This window comes from Paenibacillus lentus (assembly GCF_042714055.1).
GTDB lineage: Bacteria > Bacillota > Bacilli > Paenibacillales > Paenibacillaceae > Fontibacillus > Fontibacillus lentus_A.
On the sequence record NZ_JBHGVC010000003.1, the window covers coordinates 234,176 to 259,105 of the forward strand.

At 49.6% G+C, this 24,930-nt stretch carries 24 protein-coding genes and 1 other annotated feature; of the genes, 23 read left to right on the forward strand and 1 reads right to left on the reverse strand.

Annotated features, from left to right (window positions below; genetic code table 11):
• Positions 1-4 precede the first annotated feature (4 nt).
• From murD to ACE3MQ_RS07895, 20 genes are all read left to right on the forward strand, one after another.
• The gene (gene murD / locus ACE3MQ_RS07800) at positions 5-1,429 is read left to right on the forward strand and encodes a UDP-N-acetylmuramoyl-L-alanine--D-glutamate ligase (RefSeq protein WP_379392052.1); all 1,425 of its coding nucleotides are present in this window, start codon (positions 5-7) and stop codon (positions 1,427-1,429) included.
• A 49-nt stretch (positions 1,430-1,478) separates the two neighbouring features.
• On the forward strand, positions 1,479-2,576 hold the full coding sequence (gene spoVE, locus ACE3MQ_RS07805) for a stage V sporulation protein E (protein ID WP_379392053.1): 1,098 nt from the start codon (positions 1,479-1,481) through the stop codon (positions 2,574-2,576).
• 5 nt (positions 2,577-2,581) lie between these two features.
• Positions 2,582-3,700 carry an undecaprenyldiphospho-muramoylpentapeptide beta-N-acetylglucosaminyltransferase gene (gene murG / locus ACE3MQ_RS07810; protein WP_379392054.1) on the forward strand — a complete coding sequence of 373 codons (1,119 nt, stop codon included), beginning with the start codon at positions 2,582-2,584 and terminating at the stop codon, positions 3,698-3,700.
• A 216-nt stretch (positions 3,701-3,916) separates the two neighbouring features.
• Positions 3,917-4,822 (forward strand): UDP-N-acetylmuramate dehydrogenase, encoded by a 906-nt coding sequence (gene murB / locus ACE3MQ_RS07815; RefSeq protein ID WP_379392055.1) that lies wholly within the window; start codon positions 3,917-3,919, stop codon positions 4,820-4,822.
• A gap of 16 nt (positions 4,823-4,838) precedes the next feature.
• Entirely contained in the window at positions 4,839-6,119 is a 1,281-nt protein-coding gene (murA, locus tag ACE3MQ_RS07820) for a UDP-N-acetylglucosamine 1-carboxyvinyltransferase (RefSeq protein ID WP_379392056.1), read from the forward strand.
• Positions 6,120-6,198: 79 nt separating this feature from the next.
• Complete coding sequence (locus ACE3MQ_RS07825) at positions 6,199-6,954, forward strand: cell division protein FtsQ/DivIB (RefSeq protein ID WP_379392057.1); 756 nt, start codon at positions 6,199-6,201, stop codon at positions 6,952-6,954.
• Positions 6,955-7,197: 243 nt separating this feature from the next.
• The gene (gene ftsA / locus ACE3MQ_RS07830) at positions 7,198-8,451 is read left to right on the forward strand and encodes a cell division protein FtsA (protein WP_379392058.1); all 1,254 of its coding nucleotides are present in this window, start codon (positions 7,198-7,200) and stop codon (positions 8,449-8,451) included.
• A gap of 50 nt (positions 8,452-8,501) precedes the next feature.
• Positions 8,502-9,614 (forward strand): cell division protein FtsZ, encoded by a 1,113-nt coding sequence (gene ftsZ, locus ACE3MQ_RS07835; RefSeq protein WP_379392059.1) that lies wholly within the window; start codon positions 8,502-8,504, stop codon positions 9,612-9,614.
• A gap of 217 nt (positions 9,615-9,831) precedes the next feature.
• Positions 9,832-10,797 (forward strand): sigma-E processing peptidase SpoIIGA, encoded by a 966-nt coding sequence (gene spoIIGA, locus ACE3MQ_RS07840; RefSeq protein WP_379392060.1) that lies wholly within the window; start codon positions 9,832-9,834, stop codon positions 10,795-10,797.
• Positions 10,798-10,813: 16 nt separating this feature from the next.
• Positions 10,814-11,536, forward strand: coding sequence for an RNA polymerase sporulation sigma factor SigE (gene sigE / locus ACE3MQ_RS07845; protein WP_110932180.1), 723 nt, complete (start codon positions 10,814-10,816; stop codon positions 11,534-11,536).
• A gap of 78 nt (positions 11,537-11,614) precedes the next feature.
• Positions 11,615-12,397, forward strand: a complete 783-nt coding sequence (gene sigG, locus ACE3MQ_RS07850; RefSeq protein ID WP_055107480.1) for an RNA polymerase sporulation sigma factor SigG — start codon at positions 11,615-11,617, stop codon at positions 12,395-12,397.
• Positions 12,398-12,564: 167 nt separating this feature from the next.
• Positions 12,565-12,873, forward strand: a complete 309-nt coding sequence (locus ACE3MQ_RS07855; RefSeq protein WP_379392061.1) for a YlmC/YmxH family sporulation protein — start codon at positions 12,565-12,567, stop codon at positions 12,871-12,873.
• A gap of 107 nt (positions 12,874-12,980) precedes the next feature.
• Complete coding sequence (pgeF, locus tag ACE3MQ_RS07860; protein WP_379392062.1) at positions 12,981-13,829, forward strand: peptidoglycan editing factor PgeF; 849 nt, start codon at positions 12,981-12,983, stop codon at positions 13,827-13,829.
• A gap of 8 nt (positions 13,830-13,837) precedes the next feature.
• A complete protein-coding gene (locus ACE3MQ_RS07865; protein WP_379392063.1) occupies positions 13,838-14,530 on the forward strand; it encodes a YggS family pyridoxal phosphate-dependent enzyme in 693 nt (230 codons plus the stop codon).
• A complete protein-coding gene (locus tag ACE3MQ_RS07870) occupies positions 14,530-14,982 on the forward strand; it encodes a cell division protein SepF (protein WP_379392064.1) in 453 nt (150 codons plus the stop codon). Before ACE3MQ_RS07865 ends, ACE3MQ_RS07870 begins: the two co-directional genes overlap by 1 nt.
• A gap of 37 nt (positions 14,983-15,019) precedes the next feature.
• A complete protein-coding gene (locus ACE3MQ_RS07875) occupies positions 15,020-15,262 on the forward strand; it encodes a YggT family protein (RefSeq protein WP_379392462.1) in 243 nt (80 codons plus the stop codon).
• 9 nt (positions 15,263-15,271) lie between these two features.
• Entirely contained in the window at positions 15,272-16,054 is a 783-nt protein-coding gene (locus tag ACE3MQ_RS07880) for a YlmH family RNA-binding protein (RefSeq protein WP_379392065.1), read from the forward strand.
• 265 nt (positions 16,055-16,319) lie between these two features.
• Entirely contained in the window at positions 16,320-16,844 is a 525-nt protein-coding gene (locus ACE3MQ_RS07885; protein ID WP_379392066.1) for a DivIVA domain-containing protein, read from the forward strand.
• 64 nt (positions 16,845-16,908) lie between these two features.
• Positions 16,909-17,175: a binding site (T-box leader), on the forward strand.
• 81 nt (positions 17,176-17,256) lie between these two features.
• Positions 17,257-20,352 carry an isoleucine--tRNA ligase gene (ileS, locus tag ACE3MQ_RS07890; protein WP_379392067.1) on the forward strand — a complete coding sequence of 1,032 codons (3,096 nt, stop codon included), beginning with the start codon at positions 17,257-17,259 and terminating at the stop codon, positions 20,350-20,352.
• Positions 20,353-20,618: 266 nt separating this feature from the next.
• Positions 20,619-20,903: a DUF5665 domain-containing protein gene (locus tag ACE3MQ_RS07895; RefSeq protein ID WP_379392463.1), complete on the forward strand. Its 285-nt coding sequence runs from the start codon at positions 20,619-20,621 to the stop codon at positions 20,901-20,903.
• Between the two features lie 130 nt (positions 20,904-21,033).
• Here ACE3MQ_RS07895 and ACE3MQ_RS07900 read toward each other — a convergent pair whose 3' ends face one another.
• Positions 21,034-21,771 (reverse strand): TraR/DksA C4-type zinc finger protein, encoded by a 738-nt coding sequence (locus tag ACE3MQ_RS07900; RefSeq protein ID WP_379392068.1) that lies wholly within the window; start codon positions 21,769-21,771, stop codon positions 21,034-21,036.
• Between the two features lie 204 nt (positions 21,772-21,975).
• On the opposite strand from ACE3MQ_RS07900, the gene lspA reads away from it, so the two are divergent.
• The 3 genes from lspA (at position 21,976) to ACE3MQ_RS07915 (ending at position 24,883) form a co-directional block, all read left to right on the forward strand.
• Complete coding sequence (gene lspA / locus ACE3MQ_RS07905) at positions 21,976-22,476, forward strand: signal peptidase II (protein WP_379392069.1); 501 nt, start codon at positions 21,976-21,978, stop codon at positions 22,474-22,476.
• On the forward strand, positions 22,473-23,420 hold the full coding sequence (locus ACE3MQ_RS07910) for an RluA family pseudouridine synthase (RefSeq protein WP_379392070.1): 948 nt from the start codon (positions 22,473-22,475) through the stop codon (positions 23,418-23,420). Before lspA ends, ACE3MQ_RS07910 begins: the two co-directional genes overlap by 4 nt.
• Positions 23,421-23,614: 194 nt before the next feature.
• The gene (locus ACE3MQ_RS07915; protein WP_379392071.1) at positions 23,615-24,883 is read left to right on the forward strand and encodes an LL-diaminopimelate aminotransferase; all 1,269 of its coding nucleotides are present in this window, start codon (positions 23,615-23,617) and stop codon (positions 24,881-24,883) included.
• Positions 24,884-24,930: the final 47 nt, after the last annotated feature.

The following is a 24,930-nucleotide window of genomic DNA, read 5'->3' on the forward strand; positions in this document are numbered from 1 at the left end:
AATCATGAAACATCCAGAACAATACCGGGGTCGGCAGGTTGTCGTCCTGGGCCTTGCGAGAAGCGGAGTTCAAGTTGCCAAAACCCTGCATCGCCATGGCGCGATCGTCACAGTCAATGATAAAAAGGACAGAGATCAATGTCCCGAAGCTTCTGAATTAGAGGCTTTGGGAATTTCTGTTCTATGCGGGGGACATCCGGATGAGCTGATTCATCAAGGAATAGAGCTGGTTGTAAAAAATCCGGGCATTCCCTATAACGCTCCGCCCGTTGTCAAAGCGCTGGAGCTGGGCATCGGCGTTGTCACCGAGGTGGAGGTCGCCTATCACTTATGCGCAGCGCCTATGATCGGCATTACGGGCTCTAATGGAAAAACGACGACAACGACATGGATCGGGAGCATGCTGCAAACGGCCGGCCTTCATCCGATTGTCGCCGGCAATATCGGAACGCCGCTCTGCGAAGCTGCTGAAGAAGCCCGCGGAGACAACTGGATGGTCGCGGAACTTAGCAGCTTCCAGCTGAAGGGGACTCAGCAGTTTCGTCCAGCCATCGGCGTGCTTCTTAATGTAGCTGAGACGCATTTGGATTATCACGGCTCGATGGAAGACTATATTTCCTCCAAAGCGAAGCTGTTCGAGAACCAGACAGAGGAGGACACCGCAGTTATTAACTGGGATGATCCCGCGTGCCGGGAGCTTGTCCCTTATATTAAGGCCAGGCTTTTCCCGTTTTCAATGACAGAGCGGCTGGCGACGGAAGGGGTCTATATCGATCCTCCGTATTTGCCGCACGAGACGGGATCGCAACTAAGAACCATCGTTTACAAGAGCTCTGAGGGAACTGTCATCGACATCATTCGAGTGGATGAAATCGGCTTGCCGGGACGCTTTAACGCGGAGAACGCCCTGGCGGCTATTGCCGCATGCCTGGCAGCGGGGGCGAGTCCGGAGCAGCTTAATGAGCCGCTGCGCGCCTTCCGGGGCGTAGAGCATCGTCTGGAATACGTAGCTACCAAAGAGGGTGTAACCTACTATAACAACTCGAAAGCAACGAATTCCAAGGCGACAACGATGGCGATTGAAGCATTGACCGAGCAGATCGTGCTCATTGCGGGCGGCCTGGATCGCGGTTCCGACTATTTGGAGCTGGTACCTGCATTTAGGGACAAGGTTAAAGCCGTCGTAGCCCTGGGTGAAACGAAGGAGAAAATGGCCCGTATTGCCAAGCTTGCCGGATTACCGGACGCCTTCCTTGTCGATACTGGAGAAAGTGCTGCCGAGATGCTGCGTACCGCTACCCGTAAGGCTGCCAGCCTGGCGGAGCCGGGGGATATCGTCCTGCTATCGCCTGCCTGCGCCAGTTGGGACATGTTTGCTTCTTACGAGGAACGGGGACGCATTTTTAAAGAGGCGGTGCATACCCTTTAAGTAGGGGGGTGGAAAAGCCCCTACTTTCATTTAAGAGGTGGCTTCCACGATGAGCAAGAATCGCATGGCACCGGATTTTTGGTTAATGTCCAGCGTATTGGGACTGCTAGCTATAGGAATTGTAATGGTATACAGCGCGGGCTCTGTACTCGCTTTTCATGATTACGGCGATTCCTTCTATTTCGTTAAACGGCAGCTGTTATTTGCCGTACTTGGCCTTGCGGCGATGTTCTTTATGATGAACCTGGATTATCGCCATTTACGGAAATATGCAAAATTAGGGCTGTTAGGCTGCTTTGCCCTGCTTATCATCGTACTTATTCCCGGGATAGGGGTCGTACGCGGCGGTGCGCGAAGCTGGCTTGGCATTAGCTCCTTCGGCATACAGCCCTCCGAGTTTATGAAGCTCGGAATGATTCTGTTTCTTTCCTATTGGCTCAGCAAGGAAGATTACAAGATTGCGATGTTTACGAAAGGGCTGCTGCCTCCGCTAGGCATTATGGGGCTGGCGTTTGGCCTTATCATGCTGCAGCCGGATTTAGGAACCGGAACGGTCATGATGGGAGCTTCTCTGCTCATTGTATTTACCGCGGGAGCCAGAATTAAGCATTTGGCTGGGTTGGCTGCAGTCGGCGTTCTGGGCTTCGTTGGCCTTATATTGGCTGCACCTTATCGTTTGCAGCGAATTACCGCCTTTCTTGATCCATGGTCAGACCCGCTCGGCGCCGGATATCAAATTATTCAATCGCTTTACGCGATCGGTCCAGGCGGACTAGCTGGTCTTGGGCTTGGGATGAGCCGTCAGAAGTACAGCTATGTTCCAGAGCCGCAGACGGATTTTATTTTTTCTATTTTGTCGGAGGAGCTGGGCTTTATCGGTGGATTGCTAGTTCTTCTTCTGTTTCTTATATTAGTATGGAGGGGCATGAGAGTGGCGATGACAGTGGAAGACAGCTTTGGCAGCTTGCTTGCCGTCGGCATTGTCGGTATGGTAGCTGTACAGGTTGTCATTAATATCGGCGTCGTCATCGGTCTCATGCCTGTCACTGGCATTACTCTGCCGCTGATCAGCTACGGGGGCTCATCGCTTACACTAATGCTGACAGCGCTTGGTATTTTATTGAATTTATCCCGTTATGCGAGGTGAGAAATATGCGCGTCGTGCTAAGCGGCGGCGGAACGGGGGGACATATTTATCCCGCTCTGGCGATCGCGAATCAATGCGGTGCGGAATACCCTGATTCCGAGTTTTTATATATAGGCGGTGAACGAGGGCTGGAGAGCTCTTTAGTTCCCAAAGAGAATATTCCTTTTGAAGCTATTAATATTACCGGTTTCCGCCGGAAGTTATCATTCGACAACGTCAAGACGATCGTACGTTTCCTAAAAGGAGTGCGCACTTCCAAGCGCCTATTGCGCGAATTCAGGCCGGATGTGGTGATCGGCACAGGAGGATACGTTTGCGGCCCTGTCGTATATGCAGCAGCCAAGCTTGGCATTCCTAGCATCATTCATGAGCAGAATGCCGTACCGGGATTAACCAATCGCTTTTTGAGCAAATATGTTTCTACGGTAGCGGTTAGTTTCGAAGGATCAGGTGCTGCCTTTCCGACGGCGAAGAAAATTCTTTATACCGGAAATCCGCGGGCCACGACCGTTTTTGAAGCGGATAAAAATAAAGGATATGCCTCTCTTGGCCTGCCGCCCAACAGCCTGGTCGTCCTCGTTGTTGGGGGAAGCCGAGGGGCGCGGGCTATTAACGAAGCGATGATTGATATGTCGCCTTCCGTAGGGAAGCTGGGGCATATTTCGTTTATTTATGTTACCGGGGAAGGCTACTATGAAAATACGAAAACAGCAATCGCTGATAGGCTAGGCAAGATGCCCGACAATTTACGGGTGCTGCCTTATGTGCACAATATGCCGGAGGTGCTGGCATGCACCTCATTGATTGTGAACCGGGCGGGGGCGTCCTTTCTAGCGGAGATTACCGCTTTGGGAATCCCATCAATTTTGATTCCGTCCCCAAATGTCACGAATAATCATCAGGAGAAAAATGCGAGATCGCTAGAGAACTCAAGAGCCGCTGAGGTCATCGTCGAGCCCGATTTAACCGGCAGTTCCTTATATACGGCAATAGAACGCATTATGACCGACTCGTCCCTTCACCGATCGATGTCGGCGGCTGCGAGGCAGCTCGGAAAGCCGGAATCGGCTCACCTGATCGTGGAAGAAATGCGGCGGCTCGTTCGAAATCAAGGAAAACGCTAGAAGATTGCCGGAGCTGGGCCTTTGTCACACTCTTACTTAAGAGGGCATAAGATACCATATACATCGTGACAATCCATGCGGGGACCAAAAGGAAAGACGTTATCCTGCGTCGTCTCCGCGAACCCATGCAGCCGGTTAGGGTATACGGAAGAACCGATCATCGGACGGCCAGCTACCGGACGGGATTCGGCATGTTAGTCAAGGAGGGGGTTTCAGATGCAGCAGTGGATATCGAAATTGTCAGAACAGGAAGTGGGCACGGTCTTACCCAACGAGCCGATGTCGAAGTATACGACATGGAAAATAGGTGGGCCGGCCGATGCTCTGATCGTCCCAGAGAACACGCGACAGCTGGCAAGTTTGATTCGCCGGCTTTATGAAGAACAAATTCCTTGGTTAATGGTGGGTAAGGGCTCCAACATGCTCGTATCCGATAAGGGCATTCGCGGTGCGGTGATCAAGCTGGGCAAAGAAATGGAGCAGATCCGGTTTCGGGAAACCGAGGTCGAAGCGGGGGGAGGCGCCTCGTTCGTAAGATTGAGCATTATGGCTGGAAAAGAAGGCATGACCGGTCTGGAATTTGCTGGGGGGATTCCGGGAACCGTCGGTGGAGCCGTATATATGAACGCCGGCGCTCACGGGTCTGATGTGTCACGCATATTTAAATCCGCTGAAATTGTTCTGGAGACGGGTGAGTTGGTAACTTTCAATGCACAGGATATGGATTTTTCATACCGCCATTCCATCTTGCATGGGAGCCGAGGAGTGGTGGCGAATGCCATCTTCACCCTGGAGGAGGGGGATCGCCTGGAAATTGCGGCTGCCATGGCTTCCTACAAGGATCGCCGCCGTAAAACGCAACCGCTGCAGCAGCCCTGTGCGGGCAGCGTGTTCCGCAATCCGCCAGGAGATCATGCAGCCCGGTTGATTGAAGCGGCAGGACTTAAGGGGCGGAGTATAGGCGGAGCGCAAATATCCGAGCTGCATGCCAATTTCATTGTCAATACGGGGCAAGCGACAGCAGAGGACGTTCTTGCGCTCATGGAGCTAATCAAGGACACCATTGCAACAAAATATGAACTCGCTCTGGTGCCGGAGGTTTACTTCGTGGGTGAACGGTAAACTCGGAGGTGATACATTGGACAAATTGGTGATTGAAGGCGGGAGACCCCTATCAGGAACCATTCATATCCATGGAGCGAAAAATGCCGCACTGCCTATTTTGGCTGCCAGCTTACTGTCTGAAGGGGCGGTGCAACTTCGAAATGTTCCTCGTTTGCTCGATATTGATGTTATGCTTGGCATTTTAAGCCGATTAGGCTGTAAAACGGTTCATAAGGGCGACACCGTAATGATCGATGCCGGCAGCGCTGATTCCAGCCATGTGCCGGAGGATTTGATGAAGCAGATGCGCTCTTCTATTTTTCTGATGGGCCCGCTGCTAGCAAGATTCAAAGAGGTATGCATATATCAGCCTGGCGGCTGCGCGATCGGCGAACGGAAGATCGATTTGCATTTGCGGGGATTGCAGGCTCTTGGAGCTGCGATCGAGGAGCAGGATCAACAAATATGGTGCAGGGCCAGCAAGCTCGTAGGCAATGACATTCACCTTGATTTCCCGAGCGTGGGCGCTACGGAAAATATTATGATGGCCGCAGCGCTGGCTGAAGGTACAACTGTAATTACGAATGCGGCACGGGAGCCCGAAATTCAGGATCTGCAAAATTTCCTAAATAGCATGGGCGCAAGTATTATGGGAGCCGGCACCGATACGATTACGATACAGGGGGTGACTCGTCTTTATCCGTGCGATTATGAGATTATTCCTGACCGGATCGTGGCGGGTACAGCGCTCATTGCTGCTGCGGCGACTAGAGGAACGGTTACCCTGACGCACTGTAATCCTTCCCACCTGGTCTCACTGCTTCATGTGCTGCGCCGGGCTGGTGTTCAAATCAGTACCTGCAATGATATAATAACCGTAAGCAGCGTAGGCCGTCTTAAAGCGGTGGAACGAATCGTAACTTCACCTTATCCTTCCTTTCCGACGGATCTGCAGTCCCAGATCATGGTCTTATTATCTTTGGCTGATGGTGTAAGTTTAATGAAAGAGACGGTGTTTGAAGGCCGTTTCAAGCATGTTGATGAACTGGTGCGAATGGGTGCAGATATTTCCGTGGATATGAACGCTGCGATTATTCGCGGGGTGCCGAGATTGTACGGCGCTACCGTGGAAGCGACGGATTTGAGAGCCGGTGCCGCACTCGTGATTGCTGGATTAGCCGCGCAAGGCAAAACGATCGTTGAACAGGTGTACCACATTGACCGTGGGTATGATCGAATTGAAATCATGTTTCAGCGTTTAGGAGGCGTTGTAAGTCGCGATGCCCCGGTGTTGAAGCAGTTGGATCTAGCTTGATGATGCCTTGAATCATCCCCTCCAGCGGAGGGGATAAAGGCTTTGTACATTACAATATATCGGATATCGGAGAAATGTTATGTCTAAAGCCAATATGCCCGTGTTGAAGCAACCCAAACCGAAGAGGAAAAACAGCAAAAAAATAGCCGGGATTTTAATTTTATTGTTTCTATCTTTGCTAGCCGTGCTTTTTTTTCGTTCGTCTTTAAGTAAAATTTCCAGCATCACGTTTGAAGGCAGCTCGTATACCTCGGACGAGGAGCTGCTGGAAATTAGCGGCCTAAAGCTCGGCGCTCCGTTCTTCGGAACGAGCTCGGAGACGATTGAGAAGCGTATGACGAAAGTGCCGTCTATTGAGGAGGCCAAGGTGGACAAGTCTTTCCCTGGAGGGATAACGATCCGCATCAAGGAGTATCCGTTGGCAGCTTACGAGCTGACTGTGGACGACGGCTTGAAGGGCCTTCTTGCAAACGGGACAAGAATCCATTTAGGGATCGGCTCGATGCCTATGGAAAGGCCTATTTTGACGGGGTGGAGAGCCGATGACCCCAATTTGGCCAACCTTTGCAAAGTGCTGGCGCAAATTCCGGAAGATCAGGTCTCTGACATTTCGGAAATCGTCCCTTCCCCGACCTTGTCTTATCCCGACCGGGTCAAACTGTACACGGGCTCAAAATTTGAAGTGGTGACGGCCATTTCTTTGCTTCCGGCAAAGCTGGAATACATGAACTCCATTTTAGAGTCTCAGGATCCCGGCATGCTTACCATGCTGGAGGCCGACACGTATGTACCTTACGAGCCGCAGGACGCACAAAATGATACTACTCATGAGTAAAAAAAAATGGTAAAATACATTTTATGGGCTAGTTTTTCCAGCGGCCTTTTTTCTAAGTTCATAGAATAGACAAAAAGGACTGCAAGCCTATTCTAACGTTACCTTTATCCTACTTTTATGCAAAAGATGGAATTCAAAAAAATTGTAGAAAAAAGAGGGAAAGATCAAACGGCGTTGAATATGTAGATAGTGCATTTAATATGGTTATAACAATTTTGAATGGGAAATAGGAGGTGCCAGAGCTTGAGCAACAATGACATCATTGTTAGTTTGGACATCGGTACATCCAAAGTTCGTGCTATTATTGGGGAAATTAGTAATGGAACCTTTAATATTATTGGAGTTGGATCTGCCGACTCGGAAGGAATTCGCAAAGGTGCGATTGTAGATATTGACCAAACCGTGCAATCGATCCGCAGTGCTGTTGATCATGCGGAACGGATGGTTGGCATTCAAATATCGGAAGTATATGTCGGCATTTCAGGAAATCATATTGGACTCCAGACGAGCCACGGGGTAGTAGCCGTACAGAATGAAGACCGCGAAATTGGAGAAGAGGATATCGACCGCGTCCTGAAAGCTGCGGAAGTCATCGCGCTGCCTCCGGAGCGGGAAATTATCGATGTGGTCGCCAAGCAATATGTCGTGGACGGGCTTGAAGGCATTCAAGATCCCCGCGGGATGATCGGAGTTCGCCTGGAGGTCGAAGCAACGATTATTACAGGTGCAAAGACGGCAATACATAATTTGCTTCGATGCGTGGAGAAATCCGGGCTGAAGGTAAGCGATCTTGTATTGCTGTCCCTCGGATCAGGTCAGCTTGCGTTGTCCAAGGATGAGAAGACGATGGGTTCTGTGCTGGTAGATATCGGTGCCGGATCAACGACAATCGCAGTGTTCGAAAGCGGCACAATTATTGCGACATCTACGCTTCCGATAGGGGGAGAGTTTATAACGAATGACATTGCTTACGGCCTTCGCACATTAACCGATCAGGCGGAGAAGGTGAAGCTTAAGTACGGCTGTGCCTCCATCGAGGACTCGGCGGGAGATGTGACGTTTAAGGTTACGAGAATCGGAAGCAATGTAGACAAGGAATTTACCCAAGAGGATCTCGCAGCCATCGCCGAGCCTCGCGTTCAGGAAATATTCCAAATGATTCAGCAGGAAGTCAAACGACTCGGTTACACTGAGCAGCCCGGAGGTTATATACTTACGGGAGGAACCGTATCGATGCCGGGGCTTCTCAAAGTTGCACAGGAGGAACTGGCCGCTTCCGTGCGGATCGCCGTACCAGATTATATCGGTGTCCGTGATCCCGGTTATACGGGAGGCGTTGGCATATTGTACAAGGTTATCAAAAATATCCGCGTCCGGAATACCGGTAATGGTGCAAAGAAGACAACCAATCGGAATAAACCGGTAAATACCCAGGAGAGCGCAGGCAAACCGGGTATTATGGAACGTCTAAAGAGTTTATTCAGTGAATTCATATAACTTGAAGATGGACGGGCCATCCATGCACAATGAGGGGGAGATGGAAGAGTATGTTGGAATTTGATTTCGAAATGGAGAGTTTGGCTCAAATAAAAGTCATTGGTGTTGGCGGTGGCGGTAGCAACGCTGTGAACAGAATGATCGAGAACGGGGTGCAGGGCGTAGAATTCATTACGGTGAATACGGATGCCCAGGCCTTGCATTTAGCCAAGTCAGAGCATAAGCTGCAAATCGGGGATAAGCTGACCCGTGGACTCGGAGCAGGCGCTAACCCTGATGTGGGCAAGAAAGCGGCTGAAGAATCACGCGAGTTGATTGCCAATACGCTGAAAGGCGCAGATATGGTGTTTGTAACTGCCGGTATGGGCGGCGGCACGGGTACAGGAGCTGCTCCGGTTATTGCGGAGATTGCCAAGGAGTGCGGAGCGCTGACGGTAGGCGTAGTGACTCGTCCGTTTACCTTCGAAGGACGCAAGCGTTCTTCCCATGCTGAGCTTGGGATCGAAGCTTTGAAAGAAAAGGTAGATACGCTTATCGTTATTCCTAACGACCGTCTCCTTGAAATCGTCGACAAGAAGACGCCGATGCTGGAGGCTTTCCGTGAAGCGGATAATGTGCTGCGCCAAGCGGTTCAAGGCATTTCCGACCTGATTGCCGTACCGGGTCTGATCAACCTAGACTTTGCCGACGTGAAGACGATTATGACGGAACGCGGTTCCGCCCTGATGGGAATCGGTGAAGCTACGGGGGAGAACCGTGCAGCAGAAGCAGCTCGCAAAGCTATCATGAGTCCGCTGCTTGAGACTTCGATCGAGGGAGCTCGCGGCGTAATTATGAACATTACAGGTGGATCGAACCTGTCTCTATATGAAGTTAACGAGGCGGCCGAGATCGTCATCTCGGCATCCGATCCAGAAGTAAATATGATTTTCGGTGCTATTATCGATGAGAATTTGAAGGAAGAGATCAAGGTAACGGTCATCGCGACCGGATTCGAGCATAAGTCTCAGGCAGCGCCGATCCGTAAACCGGCTGCAGGCGTAGCCGAAACGCAAGAAAGCCGTACGGCTTCTTCCTTAAGACCCTTTGGGAATCAGCCGAGCGGTGATCAACTGGATATCCCAACCTTCCTCCGTAACCGTTCCCGTAACAATAACGAATAATTTTGACCAAATCTCCCCAAAATCTAAACCTCTGTTCCACGGCAATGTGGAATGGAGGTTTTTTGCATTGCTCGACAAAAATAGTACTAATCTTCACTCAATTTTAGACAGACTTTACAATTGCTTCTCTTTATACTGATAGCAACTCCATTGGTTACAAGAAGTACTTCTAGCATAGCGGAAGAAGATTAGGGAGTGCCTAGGCAGGTGATTCGAAGTGGTCGTCTATATCGATCTCATATTTCTTATGAACCTGCTGATCGATGCGAGCTTGCTGCTGGTGACAGCCTGGATCAGGAAGCAGCGGGTAAGGGCATGGCGAATCTTGGTCTCAGCAGCCGTAGGGGCTGCTTATGTCGTCATGATGTTTCTCCCTGAGCTCTCCTTCCTATTTACGTTTCTCGTAAAATTTTTATTCTCAGTCGTCATGCTTTGGATCGCATTCGGTTATGCTAGTCTGCAAAACTATTTGCGGAATATGGGAGCTTTCTACATGGTGAATTTTGCAGCCGCTGGCGGTATATTAGGCATTCATTATTTGCTGCAAAATTCCGGGGAAGTATGGAATGGAATATGGTATTCAGCTTCCGGGGGTCTTGGCTTCTCGCTTGAGGTAGGTTCAATTTTTACGGTGGTCGTTTTCTTTATAGTCATTGTTTGGTTCAAAATGGTTGTTGCCTCACGGCGTGCTACAGAGCGTGTAGAAAGCTGTCTAGCCGAGGTAAGAGTTCGGATTGATGAAACAACGGTACAATGTACAGGACTAGTCGATACTGGCAATCAGCTTAAGGATCCTCTTACTAGATGGCCCGTTATGGTGATGGAAGCCTCTTTGTGGGATCATGTGCTGCCAGACTCCTTTCTCGGCAGATTAGCTGCGGAGCAAGCGGACAACCTTATTATGGAATGGAGCGATGAGGAATTGTTTCCATGGAGGGATCGCTTGCGGCTTGTGCCCTACCGGGGGATTAATAAAGGCTCGCAATTTATGATTGCCCTAAAGCCGGACGAAGTATCGATTGTTCAAGAGGGGCGGATAATGACGACGAACCGAGTGCTTATCGGATTGGATGGCGGGCGGTTGTCTGCAGAGGCGGCTTATCGTGCCATTATTCATCCGGTATTGATCGAAGGAATTGCAGAGGCGGAGGAAGATTATCTATTAAGTACATCAGGATCGTGATATAGGAGGAAAAGAAATGCGTGTTAGATGGAAGTTGATGTTGCAATTGCAGTATTATCGGCTTTTGTTCCTGTTCGGGCTCAAGAGTGAAGAAATCTACTATATCGGTGGCAGCGAGGCGCTGCCTCCTCCTTTGACGAGAGAAGAAGAGGAGTATTTGCTTCAGCGCCTGTCCACAGGAGATTCCGCGATCCGGGCTATGCTCATTGAGCGAAATTTGCGTCTTGTCGTTTATATCGCCCGCAAATTTGAGAATACGGGAATTAACATTGAGGATCTCGTGTCGATTGGCGCAATAGGACTAATCAAAGCCGTCAATACGTTCGATCCCGAGAAGAAGATTAAGCTCGCAACGTATGCTTCCCGCTGTATCGAGAATGAAATACTGATGTATTTGCGGCGTAACAGCAAAATACGTACGGAAGTATCTTTCGATGAACCGCTAAACATTGATTGGGATGGCAATGAATTGCTTCTCTCCGATGTGCTTGGAACCGAGAATGATACGATTTATCGCAATATTGAGGAGCAGGTTGATCGAAAGCTGCTGCACAAAGCGCTCGATAAGCTGAGCGAGCGGGAGAGGATGATTATGGAACTGCGCTTCGGTCTTGTGGATGGCGACGAGAAGACGCAGAAGGATGTCGCCGATCTGCTGGGAATATCGCAATCTTACATTTCCCGGCTAGAGAAAAGAATCATTAAGCGACTCCGCAAGGAATTCAACAAGATGGTTTAGGCATTCGAAATAAAGGAATAAAAATGCAGCCCCGGGAGATAATGATCATTAAGTTTCTCCTTGGGAGGTAAAGACACGATGACCCGAAACAAAGTCGAGATTTGCGGTGTAGATACTGCAAAATTGCCCGTTCTAACCAATGTGGAAATGCGCGAATTGTTCCGCTCCCTGCAGCAGGACAATGTAAGATCAGCCAGAGAAAAGTTAGTGAATGGCAACCTTAGGCTAGTGCTGAGCGTCATCCAGCGATTCAACAATCGGGGGGAGTTTGTAGACGATTTATTTCAGGTCGGCTGCATTGGACTCATGAAAGCCATCGATAATTTCGATTTATCGCAAAACGTAAAATTCTCGACCTATGCCGTACCGATGATTATCGGTGAAATTAGGCGGTATTTAAGGGATAACAACCCGATCCGGGTATCCCGCAGTCTGCGAGACATTGCCTATAAAGCGCTGCAAATGCGCGATAGCTTAACCAATCAAAATTCTCGGGAGCCGACGATATTCGAAATTTCCGAAGCGTTAGGCTTGCCGAAGGAGGACGTGGTTTTTGCCCTGGACGCGATCCAGGATCCGGTGTCATTGTTCGAACCGATTTACCATGATGGGGGAGATCCGATTTACGTCATGGATCAAATTAGCGATGACAAGAACAAGGATGTGTCCTGGATTGAGGAGATCGCCTTGCGTGAAGCAATGCAGCGCTTAAACCGCCGCGAGAAGATGATTTTATCGATGCGATTCTTCGAAGGGAAGACGCAAATGGAGGTCGCTGATGAAATCGGCATATCCCAGGCGCAGGTATCAAGGCTTGAGAAATCCGCTATTTTACAAATGCAAAAACACGTTAAGTCTTAAGCATGGAGGTTCCTTCGGGAACCTCTTTTTGATTATAGAATTTATATGTTGCCAGAATTATTTTACGATCTTTAAATGTTTTGCGGGCGATAATCATATACATAATACACGATCCTATATCCGAGGCAGGGAGTTGTAAATCCGAAACGATAGGGTGGGAGGCTGGTATGAAAATATCTGATTTTCAAGCGAAGGATGTCATTAATGTCGTTGACGGCAAACGGCTTGGACATATTAGCGATTTGGAACTCGATTTACGGCAGGGTACCATAGAAGCCATCGTCGTTCCGGTCAACAGCAAGTTCATGGGATTGTTTGGTGGAGGCAGCGATTTGATCATTCCATGGAAAAACATCGTGAAAATCGGCTCGGACGTCGTGCTGGTCAAGATGGACGGTTTAGCTCAGAACGGGGTTCAGCAATATGAAACGACGGTGTATATCGATCGGGATGGAAGAGCCGAGCGCCGAGGCTAGTTTAATTATACTAGCTTTGCGTCTTGTCCCTTCGAAAAGCTGGTCGCCTTATGGTAAACTGAACTTTACAGTCTATTTCAGGATTTGAAATAATAAAGAGGTGGATGATGGAGCCGTTTAAATGGAAAGCTATTGAAATGACCGGGCACCCCGAAAAGTTTATTCTGGAGAGCTGGAGTGAAGCGCTGCCCGGACTTAGCGCAGGTTTTAGCGGACGAAACGGCGGGGTGGGCAATTCCCCATATGATGAATTGAACCTAGCCTATCATGTTGGCGACGAACCGATGGACGTTCTGGAGAACCGCCGTATTTTGGCAAAATCGCTGGACTTTGAACCAACCGCTTGGACTTGCGGAGAGCAGGTTCATGGAACGCATGTAGCCGTCGTGGAGAAGGCGGATAAGGGCAAGGGCTACCTTGATCGTGAGGGAGCGTTTCAGAATACGGATGGCCTAGTTACGAATGTTCCGGGAATACTCCTTACCTCATTTTATGCGGATTGTGTTCCGCTCTATTTCCTTGACCCCGTACGCAAGGCCGTAGGCTTGGCTCACGCAGGCTGGAAGGGGACGGTAGGACTTATAGCCTCGGCAGTGATCAAGACGCTGGAGCAGGAGTTTGGAAGCCGCAGCGAGGATATTCTGGCTGCTATAGGGCCGTCGATTGGGGATTGCTGCTATGAGGTGGATGAAGCAGTAATGTCGCAGGTCAGGGAAGGGCTGGCAGAAGGCGAGGACATCGCTGCATTCGCGTCTCCATCCGTCAATCCGGGCAGATGCATGCTGAACTTGAAAGAATTGAATCGAATCATTATGATAAAAGCAGGAATATTGCCGACTCATATCGAATGTACAACATGGTGTACAAGCTGTCATCCCGATAAGTTCTTTTCTTATCGCAAGCAAAACGGGACAACCGGAAGGATGGCGAGCTGGATCGGCATGAAAGAGAGGTGATCCTTTCTTTGTCACTTAAAGAACGGATACAACAAGTAGAACGTCGTGTTCAAGCGGCTTGTGAACGAAGCGGTCGCCGACGGGATGACGTCAAGGTCGTCGCGGTGACAAAGTATGTGAGCCTGGAGACGACAGGCTTATTGCTGGATGAAGGCATCGCTCATATTGGCGAGAATCGTCCGCAGAACGCGGTACCGAAATGGGAGGCGCTTGGAGGACGGGGGATTTGGCATTTCATCGGGCATTTGCAGAGCAATAAAGTCAAGGACATCATTGGCAAATTTCAATATATTCATTCCTTGGATCGTCTGTCCCTGGCCAAGGAGCTGGAGAAGCGGGCAGCGGCGCAAGGGATTACGGTATCTGCTTTCCTGCAGGTTAACATATCTGGAGAATCGTCTAAGCAGGGAGTTCGTCCGGAAGAAGCAGCTCAATTGTTACGGGAAATCGAGACGTATTCTCACGTGAGGATCATTGGACTCATGACCATGGCGCCAATCGAGGACGATCCGGAGCTGACGCGCCCGGTATTTCGGGGGCTCCGAGAGCTAATGGATCGGCTGAATGCGCAGAATATTACGAAGGAACCGCTAACCGAGCTGTCGATGGGCATGTCGGGGGATTTTGAAGTAGCTATTGAGGAAGGGGCGACTTGGGTGCGCTTGGGTACTCTTTTAGTAGGGAAAGGGGAGGAGACGTAATGGGAGTAATGAATCGGTTTATGAATTTTCTGGGCCTTCAAGAAGAAGAAGAAATCGTGGAGCGGGAGAAGCTGCAGGGGCAAGAGGAAGTCGAATTTGAAGCGCCTAGCTTTGAAGCTCGCAGAAATCAAAAAATTAACAATGTAGTCAGTATCCACTCCCAGAAGAACGTGAAGGTCATCCTGTATGAGCCTCGTTCTTACGACGAGGCGCAGGAAATCGCGGATCATCTGCGTTCGCATCGATCGGTCGTCGTCAATTTGCAAAGAGTTCGGAACGATCAGGCTATGCGCATTATCGATTTTCTTAGCGGTACGATCTATGCGCTTAGCGGCAGTATTTCCAAGATCGGGGGCAACATCTTTCTCTGTACGCCGGATACGGTAGAAATACAGGGTTCGATCACTGAAATACTGACGGAAGATCAGGAATACAACAACAGAATGAGGTGAAGGCAGCTTGGGAATTGATATTTTTAGAATAATATGGATGCTTCATGATATATATTTTTACATGATTTTGATTTATATCTTGATGTCATGGGTGCCTAACGCTCGGGAGAGCTTTATCGGAGAGCTGCTGGGCAAGGTGGTAGAGCCCTTTTTGTCCCCGTTTAGACGATTTATTCCGCCGATTATGGGCATGATCGACATATCGCCGATCGTCGCTATTTTCGCATTGCGGATGGCTGTTTTCGGCTTGATCGCCGTGCTGAGCTACGTGTTGGGGTAATTTGAACTTATGCGGGCAAATATATATGAACACTTTCTTCCGGAAGAGCGCCCGTTCGTGGATCGGGCCTGGGAATGGGTTGTGAATGCAGGGAATTATCATGAAGCTAAGTTGAGCGACTTTCTGGATCCGCGGCAATGCCACATTGTGGAGAGTCTGGCGAATCGCCATGCCGATGTTCACATCCGTTTGGATGGCGGGTTCCCGGAAGCGGAGCGGCGGCGGGCCCTGATTGCACCGGATTATCGGGATATTGAAGCAGAGCCGATGGGGATGAAGGTGCTCAGTATTTCTTCGGAGGATCTGAAATTGGCCTCGCTTCAGCATGGCGACTACTTGGGAGCCATCCTTGGACTCGGTCTTAAACGGGACAAGGTTGGTGATATCCATGTCCGCGAGGACGGATGCCATGTCATTATTGCTGAGGAAATAGCCGCTTTCCTGGACATGAATCTTCGCCAGGTACATCGAGTCAGCGTTATGACTGAGGTACTTGGGCTTGAAGCGCTAAGAACGGCAGACGCTACGCTTGAGCCGCTGGATATCACGGTGGCTTCTTTACGTTTGGACGGGATTGCGAGCGATGTATTCCGCCTGAGCCGGAGTAAAGTTGTAGTGCCGATCAGGGCGGGACGCTGCCGGGTAAATTGGAAGACGGAAGAGGATCCATCCAAGCCGTTAAAATCCGGCGACATTGTAGCGCTCCAAGGATTCGGCAGATTCAAGGTGTTGGAGACGGACGGCATGACGAAAAAGGGCAGACACCGTGTCCGAATCGGTAAATTTGTGTGAAGGCTTTGCAGGAGTTTAGAAATTCCTGTCGAATTTAACAACAACACTTGTACTGTACATGCTCCTCTTTTAGTGTGTGTTCAAAAAGTCAAACTTTCAGCACCGAAGCTTATGCTTCCGATGTGCGTTTTTTCAAAACGCTAAGGTTGGATGAAGCTAGGGACTGATGAGCGAGCGTACGTTTTGGATAGTGATACTTCGTCATCAAAGGGGACTTTTTGAACAACATTACAGGAGGTTTCGAATTTACTAGGAGGTGCGCAACATGCCATTAACGCCGCTGGATATACATAATAAAGAATTCTCCAGACGTATTCGCGGTTACGATGAAGACGAAGTCAATGAATTCCTCGATCAGGTAATTAAAGATTACGAGATCGTGATCCGGGAGAACAAGGAGCTCCAAAGCCAGCTGTTGGCCGTGCAAGAAAGACTGGATCATTTTGCAAATATCGAAGAAACGCTCAGCAAGACGATCATCGTAGCGCAGGAAGCGGCGGATGAAGTGAAGAACAATGCGAAGAAAGAAGCGCAGCTCATCGTGAAGGAAGCCGAGAAGAACGCGGATCGCATCGTTAATGAATCGCTGGCGAAATCACGTAAAATAGCGATGGAAGTCGAGGAACTGAAGAAGCAGGCTTCGATTTATCGTGCCCGGTTCCGGACGCTTGTGGAGGCTCAGCTTGATCTGCTCAGCCATGACGGATGGGAATCGCTTGAGGATCGTGAGCGGCATGAGAACCGCGAACGCGAACGTGAACGCGAACGTGAGATCAAAGAAATTTACTAAGCGCCTGCCTTGTTGACAGAGCGGGTAATAATAAGTTATAACTATAGACATATTAAACGAGCATATGAATTTGATGATGGGAACCAGTACGCTGTGATTTTGTCCTCAGAGAGTTGGCGATTTGCTGCGAGTCAACGTTCAAGACACAGACGGAATATCGTCCCGGAGAAGATAGGCTGAAATTTAAAGCGTAAGCTTATCCGGCTGCCGGCCGTTACCCCGGCCCCATATGAAGCGTATGGGATCAAGGTGTCATGTCGGTTGAGATTCGTTCCGGGTTCGGACGGCATGGAACAAGGGTGGTAACGCGAGCTAGAGTCTCGTCCCTTTTGGGGCGGGGCTTTTTTTGTTCCCCAAAAGATTGTTTAAGCTTTACTGTTAATATTATGGAGTGAAAGGAAGTCGCCTTAAAATGAAAAAAGTAGATGTCAAAGAACAAGCGCGGGCCCGTGATCAGCGCATCCTCAATAAATGGAAGCAGGAGAACACATTTCGGCGCAGTATGGAAAATCGGGAGGGACGGCCGAATTATGTGTTCTATGAAGGCCCTCCTACCGCGAACGGTGCTCCGCATATCGGCCACGTTCTGGGCCGGGTAATCAAGGACTTTATCGGTCGCTACCAGACGATGAACGGCTATCGGGTCATCCGTAAAGCAGGTTGGGATACGCATGGACTGCCTGTCGAGCTAGGTGTCGAGAAGCAGCTTGGCATTTCCGGCAAGCAGGAGATCGAGAAGTATGGCGTGGAGAAGTTCGTGAAGAAATGTAAGGACAGCGTCTTTGAATACGAGAAGCAATGGCGTGAATTGACCGAAGGGATCGCATACTGGACCGATCTGGATAATCCGTACATCACATTGCAGAACCCGTATATCGAAAGCGTGTGGAATATTTTATCGACGATTCACAAAAAAGGGCTGCTGTATCGCGGTCACCGCGTCAGCCCGTATTGCCCTTGCTGCCAAACGACGCTTAGCTCCCATGAGGTTGCTCAAGGCTATGAAGACGTGAAGGATCTGAGCGCGACCGCGAAGTTCAAGCTGAAGGACAGCGGAGAATATGTGCTCGCCTGGACGACGACCCCATGGACTCTGCCTTCCCACGTGGCTCTTGCTGTAAATCCGGAATTGGAATATGTTCGTGCCAAGCAGGAGGACGGTGTATATATCGTTGCTAAAAATTTGGCCGATGATGTCCTGAAAGGCGAGTTTGAGGTACTGTCCACCCTGAAGGGTGCCGAGCTTGTAGGCAAATCCTATGCTCCGCCGTTCAGCTACGTTTCACCGGAGAACGGACTCGTTATTCTAGGGGCAGACTTTGTTACAGATGCCAGCGGTACAGGGATTGTTCATATGGCTCCGGCTCATGGTGAAGACGACTATAGAGTATGCCGTGAGAATGGGGTTCAATTCGTCAGCGTCGTCAACACGCAAGGTAACTATACGGATGAAGTGACGGATTTTGCCGGCCGCTTCGTTAAAGATTGCGATCTGGATATCGTAAAATGGCTGTCGGAGCATGGTCTGCTGTATTCCAAAGAAAAATACGAGCACAGCTATCCGTTCTGCTGGCGCTGTAAATCACCGCTGCTCTATTATGCGATGGAGAGCTGGTTTATTCAGACAACCGCGGTGAAGGATCAATTGATTGCCAACAATAACGGCGTACAGTGGTATCCAGGGCATATCCGCGAAGGCCGCTTCGGTAAATTTCTTGAGGATCTGGTGGATTGGAATATTAGCCGTAATCGTTATTGGGGAACCCCGCTTAACGTTTGGGTATGTAACTCCTGCAAAGGTGAATATGCACCTTCCAGCCATAAGGATTTGCGAGAGCATGCCGTAGGCCATGTATCCGAGGAGCTTGAACTGCATAAGCCGTATGTGGATGAGGTAAAGCTGCATTGCCCGCACTGTGAAGGCGGAATTATGGAGCGTACGTCCGAAGTGATCGACGTCTGGTTCGACAGCGGCTCGATGCCATTTGCACAATATCACTACCCGTTCGGCGATACAAAAGTATTTGAGGAGCAGTACCCTGCCGATATGATTTGCGAAGGAATTGACCAAACGCGCGGCTGGTTTTACAGCTTGCTTGCGGTATCTACGCTATTTAATGGCAAGGCTCCTTATAAGGCCGTAATTTCAACAGGCCATATTCTCGATGAAAATGGACAGAAGATGTCTAAGTCCAAGGGGAACGTCATTGACCCGTGGGATATTATTAATGAATTCGGAGCGGATGCTTTCCGCTGGGCCTTGCTGTCCGACAGCGCGCCATGGAACAGCAAGCGGTTCTCCAAGGGTATCGTTGCTGAAGCGAAATCCAAAGTAGTGGATACGCTGGTGAACACGCACTCCTTCCTTACGTTGTATGCGGGAATTGACGGATTCAATCCGGAGGAGCATGAGTTCCGTCCATCGAAGAGCAAGCTGGATCGCTGGATTCTGTCCCGCCTGAACAGCCTGATCCAGGTTGTTAATAAAGGGCTGGCTGTAAACGACTTCCTCAATCCGGCCAAAGCGATCGAAGGCTTTATCGATGAGCTGAGCAACTGGTACATCCGCCGTTCGCGCGATCGTTTCTGGGGCAGCGGCCTTGGTGAGGATAAGGTATCGGCTTATCAAACTCTGATTCATGTGCTGCTGACGCTCTCCAAGCTGATGGCTCCGTATACACCGCTATTGTCGGAGGATATTTATACGAACCTCGGCGGCGGAGAGAGCGTACATCTGGCGGATTATCCGAAGCCGGATGAAGCATTGATCGACCAAACGCTGGAAAACGATATGGAGAGCGCCCGTCAAATCGTGGAGCTGGCTCGTAATGTGCGGAACGAGACCGGAATCAAGACGCGTCAGCCGCTGACGAGCTTGATTGTTTCCATGGATCGTGAGTTTGCGGTAGCCGAGTACGAAGGGATCATCAAGGATGAGATCAACGTCAAGAGAATTGAGCTGGAGACGAGCGACAGCGGATTCGTCGATTTCACGCTGAAGCTGAATTTGAAAGTGGCCGGCAAAAAGTACGGCAAGAATGTAGGCTTCCTGCAAGGCCTTCTGAAGGGACTAGCGCCAGAGGAAACTCGCCGTGCGGTAGAGAGCGGCTCGATTCATGTTACATCTCCGGAAGGGGAGGAGCTGCAAATTACAGCGGAAGAGCTGCTGATCGATAAGCAGGCCAAGCCAGGTTTTGCTTCGGCATCCGGCTATGGAATCACGGTAGCGCTGAATACCGATATAACACCGGAGCTGGAGCAGGAGGGCTGGGTGCGAGAAGTCGTTCGCGCGGTTCAGGATACCCGCAAAAAGCTGGATTTGCCGATCGAGAAAAGAGTGCATTTGACTCTCGATGTAGACGATGAGCTGAAAGCGGCGATCAAGGCGTTCGAGCAGGTGCTGCGCGATAATGTGCTGATCACGGATGTGACGTTCGGCAAGCCGGAGAGCGATATTGAGACCGCAGATCTCGGTACGAAGAAGATCGGAATTCAAATCAAGGCCTAAAAGCTGTATGGCAGTCCCGGCTGACGGTCATAATATTTAGAACTCAAGCACAAACGAGCTCTGGCTATCCTTCATGATCTAAGGGAGCCTGGCTCGTTTGTGTTAGTTAATAACTTCTAAGTGCTGCCTTCAGTAAAGGACGGGATGGCCGGATGATTCAGCGTAGACGGAAAGCAGGCCCTATAGAAAGAACGGAACCAAATACAGGAAATATAGGGAGCAAGCTGCAAAAGAATGAGCATGATCCTGCATCCACGGAAGAGAAAATGGACGTGATGTACAATTTGACCCTAAAGTGGGCGCAGCAGCTCGAGCAATCGCGGATCATAGAATATACCGAGCTGCTCCGGCACCCATGGAGCCTGATCTGGCGCAATGTGCTCGCCGGAACGGCCCGAGGCATCGGGATCGCGATCGGCTTCACTTTTTTTGCGGCCACGATTATTTATATACTGCAAATTCTGGGAGCATTAAATTTGCCGATTATTGGGGATTACATTGCGGATATCGTCCGCATTGTTCAGCGTCAATTAGAGCTGAATACTTATTAGCCTTAGCCGATTACTGGAATAGTTGGAGCGGCTACTGCTGTATGCATAAATAAACATGAACCGTATGCATATCGTATGCTTCGAAGATGAGCTTCTGTTATGTTACCGCTAATCATGGAATCAGTGCGTATTAGTACGTATTCGGACCGTCCCCAAGCGATTCCTCGCTGTCTAAATATTCCGTAGCACTCATGTGCTTGCGGTACAGCCCGTTTCGGTAAAAGAATACTTCCTGACCGTAAATGTCTGTGGCAACGAAGCTCTCGTAGGGCTCAACAAAACCGTCCAGCTCACGACTGGCTTCGATTTCCATATCATTGTAATCATCGATTTCGTCCTCCTCAGCCATGGCGGGCGAATTCGAGGTACCGTAGCTTTCTACGATTTGCCAAGCGTCTTCTCCGTCAAATTCGGTCTCGTCGTCACGCTCATCCAGGCTTGTTCGCCCAAATGGCGGATATAGAAATTGCTCTTCGACAGGCCGATGCGTAGATACCGTAGACTGAGGACTATGTTCTTTGCAGTAAGCCGTCTCGGGGATCGCCTTAAGCCGCTCGATGTCTATCGGCTTATCGCAGGTGAGGCAGTAGCCGTATGTCCCTTCGGCCATGCGATCCAGCGCATCTTCCACGCGGGTCAAACGCAGCTCATCATGGTCGGTCAGGGCCAGATCCTTGCCGCGTTCGAATAATTCAGTGCCAATATCGGCGGGATGATTGTCTACAGCGCTAAGCTCGCTTGTATTGTCCCGTATACTGCCGTTTAGACCGTAATGGTCGTTGGCAGACAGCTTGTTTTTGATGGATTGCTGTTCAGAGCGCAGCTCGGCTTCGAGCTCCGCGAGGTGCTGCTTTGTAAGATGTGGCATGTCAGATCTCCTTTCAGCCCAAAGTAGTCGCATGGGCATTGGTCATAGATCTATTTTGCGTCAAAGTACGACGATTTACCTACGGAAAATACTATCTTGCATGGACGACTTAATTCCTGCTGTGCTACAATATACAGGGCTTACATGTGGTTAATCCTACCGCTGGGTAAAGCGGGGGAAATGAAAAACGAGGTGACTTGCCGCATGATTTATTTTTTGGTTGCGTTAATTATTTTCCTTATTGATCAAGGAACAAAGTATTTAATAGCCACACGTATGGCAATAGGGGAGCAGATTCCCATTATCGGAGACTTCTTCCTGATTACTTCGCATCGTAATCGTGGCGCGGCTTTTGGAATTTTGGAGAATCAACGTTGGTTTTTTATCATATTCACGATTATTGTTGTTATAGGCGTCATTTGGTATTTGCAAAAAGTGAAAAGTTCGTCCAACAAAATACTTCCAGTCGCGCTTTCCCTCGTGTTAGGCGGAACGCTCGGAAACTTCCTGGATCGATTATTAACAGGTGAAGTTGTTGATTTTCTGCAATTTAACTTTGGCAGCTACACGTTTCCTATTTTCAATGTGGCCGATTCGTCGATCGTCATCGGTTTCGGGTTGATTGTTCTGGATTCGTTTCTAGAAATGAAACGGGAGAAAAAGGCGTCAATGGCTGTCGCGGGAGAACAAGAGGATAAGGCATGAATGAACTGACATCTTATGATCATGCAGAGGATAGCCAGATGGAATGGCAAGTGGATGAATCAGCGGTTAAGACACGGATTGATAAATTTGTGAAGCAGCAGCTTGGCGATGACACATCGCGTACCCAGATCCAAATCTGGATTGAAAATGGAGCCGTGCTCGTCAATGGTTCGGCGGTTAAGACGAATTACAAGCTCACTGATGGAGATCACATTACGCTTACGATCCCTGAAGCGGAGTCCGTAGAAATTGTACCGGAGGATATCCCGCTGGATATTTATTATGAGGACAGCGACGTTATCGTCGTAAACAAACCGCGAGGGATGGTCGTCCATCCTGCACCAGGTCATTCTTCAGGTACGCTTGTTAATGCTCTGATGGCGCATTGCAAGGATTTATCGGGCATTAACGGCGAACTCCGTCCTGGTATTGTTCATCGGATCGATAAGGATACATCGGGACTGATTATGGCGGCCAAGAATGATAAGTCCCATACCTCGCTAGCGGCCCAACTGAAGGAGCACTCCGTGACACGGAAATATTTGGCACTTGTTCACGGCAATCTGAGTCATGATCAAGGAACAGTAGACGCCCCGATTGGGCGTGATCCGCATGATCGTAAAATGTACACCGTTATCGATCGCAACAGCAAGCATGCGGTAACCCATTTTCACGTAGTAGAGCGGTTCGGGGATTATACGCTGCTTGAGCTGAAGCTGGAGACCGGAAGGACGCATCAAATACGCGTACATATGAAGTTTATCGGTCATCCGCTGGTTGGGGATCCGATGTATGGACGCAGTAAAGGCTTGAAAATCGATGGACAAGCGCTGCATGCTGCAGTACTTGGGTTTGTTCATCCATCAACTGCCGAGTATAAGGAATTTACGGCCCCGATCCCGGACGATATGGAGAGCCTTCTTCATTCGCTGCGAAGCCGTTAAGGTATATGAAAATAACAACAAGCACCTTCTGACTGGATGGGTAAGCTGCACATGTCCAGTATGCAGAAGGTGTTTTTTTGCGTAATTGTGTATCCGGCGAAAAGTACAAACGATAACCGGATTAATCCATTCCTCGGATTTCGCGTTTAGATCATCATATAACGATAGACTTCTTACAAGGAGATGGGTAAGCAATGAAAGCAAAGACAATCAATATCGACTCTGTTAAAGAATCCTATATTCAACAGCAGCTTGCTGAGCGAATCGGCGGGGCTGATTACGGCAAGGACGCCTCGATCTACAAGTTTGAGAAAATCAAGCGCGCCAAAGCTGCGGCAAGAGCGGAATTCCCGGACGTTGAGCTGATCGATATGGGAGTAGGCGAGCCGGATGAAATGGCCGATAAAGCCATTGTAGCCAAGCTGGCAGAGGAAGCGGCGAAGCCGGAGAACAGAGGTTATGCCGACAATGGCATAGCTGAGTTCAAGGAGGCCGCCGCGATATATTTGCAGAGGGTATTTGGTGTCGAGGGCATTGATTCTGCGACGGAAATCGTCCATTCCATCGGTTCTAAGCCGGCCCTTGCCATGCTTCCATACTGCTTCATCAACCCCGGGGATGTGGCGATCATGACGGTTCCGGGCTATCCGGTGCTGGGAACTCATACGAAATATTTGGGCGGGGAAGTATATAACGTAGCTCTGACGGAAGAGAATGGTTTTCTGCCTGACCTGAACGCGATCCCGGAAGATGTGGCGCGGAAAGCCAAGCTGCTTTATTTGAATTACCCGAATAACCCGACCGGAGCCAGCGCGACCTATGAATTTTTTGTAGAAGTCGTTGAATGGGCCAAAAAAAATAATGTCATCGTCGTTCATGATGCTCCTTATGCGGCCTTGACGTACGACGGCCTTAAGCCGCTAAGTTTCCTGTCCGTACCGGGGGCAAAGAATGTCGGGGTTGAACTGCACTCTCTATCCAAGTCCTTTAACATGACAGGCTGGCGCATCGGTTTTGTCGCCGGGAATCCGCTGATTGTAAAGGCGTTTAGCGATGTGAAGGATAACTGCGATTCCGGCCAGTTTATTGCGATTCAGAAGGCTGCCGCCCACGCGCTCGCACATCCAGAAATTACGGAAGCCATAGCGGCTAAATATTCCAGGCGGCACGAGATGCTCGTTAGTGCGCTGAATGACCTGGGGTTTAAGGCTCAGAAGCCTCAGGGGTCTTTCTTTCTATATGTTGAGTCTCCTAAAGGAATAAAGGGCGGTCAGACGTTTAAGACGGCAGAGGATTTCTCCCAGTATTTAATCCGGAACAAGTCAATCTCGACAGTGCCCTGGGATGAGGCTGGATCATTTGTGCGATTCTCCGTTACGTTTATCGCTGAGGGAATAGAGGAGGAGGAAAGAGTCATTGAAGAGATCAAGCGCCGTCTCAGGAACGTCCTCTTTGAGTTCTAAATGGCATGCGTATAAAGTGTTGTATAATTATTAGTTCAAATGTATAA